Genomic DNA, 5,631 nt, shown 5'->3' on the forward strand with positions numbered 1-5,631 from the left:
CTGACCGTCGCAAACAGAAAACGCGCCGCATGACCCCCATGTTTTGTCCACTCCCAGCGGCGCGTCTCAGATTAAAGGGCAACGCGACAACCCGGGTTCACCCTGGGAGAACGGGTACAACGAAAGGTTCAATGGAACGCTCCGCCGCGAGGTTCTCAATTCCGAATGGTTCACAACCACCAGGCAGGCACAGATCGTGATCAATTGCTGGCTCAGACAATACAACCACACCCGACCCCATCAGGCCCTCAACATGCGCCCACCAGTGCCCGAAACTCTAAGCCGAAATGGCCCATAGAAATGGGGCTGGACACACTCGCAGCGTTACCGGCGCATCGACGGCAGCATCGCTAATTTGACAAGCACCTCACCAAAGCTCACACCAGCAGACGGCAAGGCCAGCGCCCTTCTGCGGTCTCAGTCATCACACTCCGATGTGAAATATCGTGCGAATAAGAACTTCAACAACTGGTATTGCCAATTTCGGTCACCCTGGCCTTGGCGCATAAATGGCGAGAAAAGCGTTCACCGCCAGTTCCGCGCGCTTTGCAGCCTCGGCGGCACTGGACTGGCCTGCGGTGGCAAGCAGCCTGTCCACCATCAAGCCGGAAAAGCTGAGCTGAATGAACTGTTCTGCCGCTGTAGCCGCGCAGTCAAGTAAAAGCACCCCGCTTTGGGCTTGTCGTTCCAGGTATCGTTCAATAAGGCCGCGGGCGAAGCCGGGGCCCGCAGCATGGAACGCTTGGGCGATCTTCGGTTGGCGATGCGCTTCGGCAATGCAGATACGGTAAAGCGACAGAAAGTCTTCATCGAGCGTAAAGTTAATCAAGCGGGCAGCCAGTTTATTCAGGGTCAGCCGCATGTCGTCGCAATCGGAAACGATTCCTTCAACATCACTCATCAGTTTTTTGCAGTCTCGTTCAACAATCGCCGTGAACAATGCTTCCTTGCTGTCGTGGTAAGCATAGATGGTGGCCTTGGACACACCGGCGGCGTCAGCAATCTCGTCCATGCTCGCCCCAGCGTAACCGCGCGCAAAAAAAACCGTGCGGCCCCCATCCAGAACGGCTTTCCGCTTTCTGAATACCATATTGCTTCTGTCCACTCGAACTCAACAGCCTAAGGGGATGGCAAGTGCCAGGCTGGACACTTGGCCACGTCTTTTCCATGATGCCTTGTTTGTTACCCCAGCACCAGCAGCGTACACTCACCACAAGGCCCCGGGTAAATGCAATCCTCTCACAGCTCGAATAATCTACGCACCAGCTTCCCAGCCTAGCGCGCATTGGCGATCAGGGCTGCTGACTTCCAGGCAAGCGAGCGCGAACCCAACCGCCATCCCCCTTGTCTTGAAACCGGATTGCTGGGCAGGCGGCGATGACTACGGTGCGCTGACACCGCCCACCGCTCCCCTGCCCTGTCAACTGAAGCATCCAATCCGCACAACTCGCGCGGATTTCGTCACTCTCAAAAACCGGCCCTCAGGTGAGAAAATACAGTCAAGCTCGGTGGCGGCAACCACTCCGCCTCCCGGGGGCCCGGGTGGCATCAGCGCACGTGCTCTAGTTACTGAACGGCCTGATTGGCCACGCCCAGCAAGGTACGCCCCCATGCCGTGACACGATAAACAGTTGAACCGGCATCACCCGCAGGATCCCGGCCGCGTTCAATTAAGCCGTTCTCTAGTAAAGTCCTGATTGATGCAGGCATCCGATCTGGTTGAACACTGAACTCCAGCCCCCTCCCGTAAATGAAACGCAGAACCTGCCGCTCGTGCTCTGTCATTCAGTCGGCCCTCTTCAAGATACATACTCAGTTGCTTCTGTGGCGCTGCGGAAGGTAATCTCACCTTGGTTCTGCAACATAAATAGCTCATTGAACCGAAATTCATGCTTCTTGTTGCAGCCCGGCTTACCTGACCATAACCTGCGCGAGTATCTGCGTGTGTAGCTCAACGGTTAGAGCAGAGCGCTCATAACGCTTTGGTTGGGGGTTCAAATCCCTCCACACGCACCAGAGCCCGCGTGGTGGAATAGGTAGACACCGGAGACTTAAAATCTCCTGGCCACATGGCCGTGCCGGTTCGAGTCCGGCCGCGGGCACCATATTTTCCATGAAAAATACATAAAATCATCATCTTGACTGACTACCACCTTCGCTGGCCCCACTAAAAGTCCCACTTACGAGTTTTGATACCTCAGCATTCCGAGGCCATCCGTAAGGACAGCAATCCCCTCCACGCTTCGAGGCATTTGCCCTAGTGGTCAGGGTATTGCGGATCCTGAACACTTCCCCTCACATTTGCCGCCTGCCCCGTTTTGGTGCTGGCGACACTTGTTACTAAAAAAAAGGATACCTTCGGATAGGCTTGTCTCTTTTTTCCCACCTGCCTCGGCCGAAGTTGGTAGGCGCCGTCATCCTACTGGTTTTCGGGTTGAACACACAAAGCCTGGACTTGTACGAACTATCAATCTTGTCAAAGCCGACTTCGACTACGATCCGGCCATCTTTATCCCAGCGGTCGACAGCGAAAGAGCCAAATCCGCCTAAGCTCCTGTCCTCTTCAAACCTTGATGCGCAGTTGTTCTCCGCCTGGACAGCAAGATCACTCTTCTCTTTTGACTGCCTGGCATAAAGGCCGCCCCCGACTGCAAGACCCATCACCAGCCCAGCCGCTAGATAACTCGGATCGAGCTCCACCATAAATTGAACCGTCACATTTCATTTTCCCCATTGGGGTAGTGTGCATTCCTCAGGCGGCCACTTCTTGGATTGTGTCCTCACGCTACGCCGCCCTAACGGCAAAGTAGTTCCCCCCTGCCCTACTTCCACTACAAGAACTTCGTAGCAAAGCAGACCGACAGGGACAGAAGGGGCACCGTAAAGTTTGTGTGGTTGCAGCCGGTTACGTGGCACGACATCGCTCAACTCGAAGCCGTCTGAACATAAAAAACCAGCCCGGATTTTGCGCCTCGTCGGTTAACTTTTCGGTGCCCAAGCGGCGGATGCAGTGAAGAAATCCGACAAAATGGTACAAGTAGTGAAGAAAAACGACATGCAGTGAAGGTTTTCTTCACGGGTGATCTTGCCACGAAGGTGAAGAAAATCTAAGCGTTACTCCACAAGGTGACAGATTTCGAGGCCCGGTGATGAATTTCTATGGACGGAAGCTTCCCGGCCCAGGCCGGATTGCAGGATATGGCTGGCTGGTCAGCGAGCTCGGCCTTCGCGTGCCCATGCCACGCCGCCTGTCTCTTGTCTCCGACCGCCACGAACGACGATCCGAGCCTGAGTGGGAGATATTCCGATCGCAGCAATGGCCAGGTGAGACCATGTTCGATCATCTTATGTTTGCCATCAAGAACGAAGGCATTGATCTGCGGGTCATGCATGAGACCACCAGGGTTGCGGACTCTTCCGAAATCTCCCGGGCCTTGGCGGGAGCGACTGGCCTCTTTGCGCGTCGGCTTTGGTTCTTCTGGGAATGGCTGACGGACGAAAAGCTGGACCTGCCCGATCTGGGGAAGGTGAAGTATGAGCCAGCGCTCGATCCAGACATCTATTTCACCATAAACTCCGGAGAGCGATCGGTGCGCCACAAAATCATCGACAACCTGCCTGGCACTCCGGCCTTTTGTCCGCTCGTGCAGAGGTCTTCGAGGCTCAACCAACTGATCGCGCTTCAATTGCCGGCTCGGGCAAGGGAGGTCACCGAAAAGGCGCCCCAACATATCGTGTCGCGCGCCGCGGCCTTCTTGCTGCTGGACGATTCCAAGGCCTCCTTTGCGATCGAGCAGGAGAAGCCTGGCCCCCAGCGTGCCGCCCGCTGGGCGCGTGCGATCGGAGAGGCAGGAAGCCATCAGCTATCGAACGGCGAGCTTGAGCGCCTGCAACAGATTGTCTTGAAAGATGCGCGCTTCGTGAAGATGGGTGTTCGAAAGGAGGGCGGATTTATTGGTGGTCACACCCGTGACGGAAAGATCCCGGAACCGGTGCATATCAGCGCCCGACATGAGGATCTGGCAGACCTATTGGACGGAATTGCGCTCTATGAAGCCCGGGCTCTCAAGGGAGGCGTTGATCCGATGGTGGTGGCGGCCGCGGTGTCGTTCGGCTTTGTCTATATCCACCCCTTCGAGGATGGGAACGGTCGTCTTCATCGGTATCTGCTACACCATGTCTTGGCCCGTGGCGGGTTCAATCCAGCGGGCCTGGTCTTCCCGATCAGCGTCGTGGTTTACCGGCGCATCGAGGAATACAGCGAAGTCCTAAAGTCCGTGTCGGGGCCGATGATGGAGTTCATCGACTGGAAGCCCACTGCCCAAGGAAATGTGAAGGTCCTGTCAGACACGGCGGTATTTTACCGCTTCTTCGACAGCACCATGCATGCCGAGTTCGTCGCCGATTGCGTCAGAGAAACGGTTGAACAGGATCTCCCCAAAGAAATCGACTACATCGAGCGCTATGACCGGTTCAAATCCAGTGTCGATGAGATACTGGATTTGCCGGCACGCATGGTGGATCTGCTGCGAGGGTTTCTGGAACAAGGCAATGGCAAGCTATCCAGGCGCGCCTTGCGCAAGGAATTCTCGGCACTAACCGAAGAGGAAGTCGTCCTCATCGAAGAGGCCTACGAAGCAGCCTGGTCTTCCGAGTGAATTCCTCCACCCCAGCACAGACTATCTAGATCTGCACGACCGGGCTAAAAACGTTAAAGCAAAAGCCTGTCAGCCCTGTATCTGAACGCAGATCATCCTCTGAGAGCGTAGACCTCCCCTGCCCCCTTGCCGGACAGGAAGAAGCCGATGTGACCATTGCCGACGCTCCTGTAGGCGGTCAAGCTCGCATCGCCAGGCAATGGCAGCCCGCCCCAATTGTCCCCGCCGTGCCGCGGTGCGGGTTGATCTGGACGGTCGAAAACGGCGATATCGATGTAGCGTTGCCAGTGTGAACTCACGCTGAAGCGCAACTTCTGATATGTCGTTTTATTCCAAACGGTTCTGAATTTCCATCAGCTTGCTTTCGAAGACTTCTGCTGGTGTCTTGTAGCCGAGGCACTTGCGCGGGGTGGAATTGAGGCGGTTGTCAACGGCGGCGCAAAATCCAGCCACGTGGCGGAGCAAAAGTCGGCCAGTCTGGGCGTGACCGGCGCCTTGGCAAACGCGCTCCCCACATAGCTGTCGGTTGCCAAGGCGCCTTGGTCCGTTAGGACCAAGTCCAGGCTTGGTTCAGGAGTCTTGGCGAGCCTTGCTCTGTGCCAGCCGATAGCTGTCGCCGTTCATCTCCAAGATACTGACATGGCGGGTCAAGCGGTCGAGCAAGGCGCCTGTCAAGCGCTCTGATCCGAAGCTTTCCGTCCATTCGTCGAACGGCAGGTTCGAGGTGATCAGGATGGAGCCGCGCTCGTACCTCTGGGAGATCAGTTCGAAGAGCAACTCGGCGCCGGTCTTACTGAGAGGCACGAAGCCGAGTTCGTCGATGATCAAGAGCTTCTGCTTCACCAATTGTTTCTGAAGCCGCAGGAGCTGGCGTTCGTCTCGCGCCTCCATCAGCTCATGTACGATGGCTGCGGCGGTGGGAGTGGACAAAACATGGGGGTCATGCGGCGCGTTTTCTGTTTGCGACGGTCAG

At 56.3% G+C, this 5,631-nt stretch carries 3 protein-coding genes, 2 tRNA genes and 1 pseudogene; 4 read left to right on the forward strand and 2 right to left on the reverse strand.

The genetic code is table 11. The features are described from left to right. Nucleotides 1–43: 43 nt before the first annotated feature. A complete protein-coding gene (locus NIT7645_RS19295; RefSeq protein WP_074964386.1) occupies nucleotides 44–298 on the forward strand; it encodes an integrase core domain-containing protein in 255 nt (84 codons plus the stop codon). Between the two features lie 189 nt (nucleotides 299–487). Here the strand turns inward: NIT7645_RS19295 and NIT7645_RS11195 are convergent, their stop codons facing one another. After that, nucleotides 488–1,090, reverse strand: coding sequence for a TetR/AcrR family transcriptional regulator (locus NIT7645_RS11195; protein WP_050687117.1), 603 nt, complete (start codon nucleotides 1,088–1,090; stop codon nucleotides 488–490). An 850-nt stretch (nucleotides 1,091–1,940) separates the two neighbouring features. Between NIT7645_RS11195 and NIT7645_RS11200 the strand changes: the two genes are divergently transcribed. The 3 genes from NIT7645_RS11200 to NIT7645_RS11215 all read left to right on the forward strand — a co-directional run bounded on the left by NIT7645_RS11200 (nucleotide 1,941) and on the right by NIT7645_RS11215 (nucleotide 4,658). Then, nucleotides 1,941–2,016, forward strand: a tRNA-Ile gene (locus NIT7645_RS11200). A gap of 2 nt (nucleotides 2,017–2,018) precedes the next feature. Then, nucleotides 2,019–2,105 (forward strand) — tRNA-Leu (locus tag NIT7645_RS11205). 1,044 nt (nucleotides 2,106–3,149) lie between these two features. Further along, the gene (locus NIT7645_RS11215; RefSeq protein ID WP_050687121.1) at nucleotides 3,150–4,658 is read left to right on the forward strand and encodes a Fic family protein; all 1,509 of its coding nucleotides are present in this window, start codon (nucleotides 3,150–3,152) and stop codon (nucleotides 4,656–4,658) included. Nucleotides 4,659–5,228: 570 nt separating this feature from the next. Here the strand turns inward: NIT7645_RS11215 and NIT7645_RS11225 are convergent. Further along, a pseudogene (locus NIT7645_RS11225) lies at nucleotides 5,229–5,576 on the reverse strand (ATP-binding protein); the annotation flags it as partial. Nucleotides 5,577–5,631: the final 55 nt, after the last annotated feature.

Origin of the sequence: Phaeobacter italicus (genome assembly GCF_001258055.1) — a bacterium.
GTDB classification, from domain to species: Bacteria; Pseudomonadota; Alphaproteobacteria; order Rhodobacterales; family Rhodobacteraceae; genus Phaeobacter; species Phaeobacter italicus.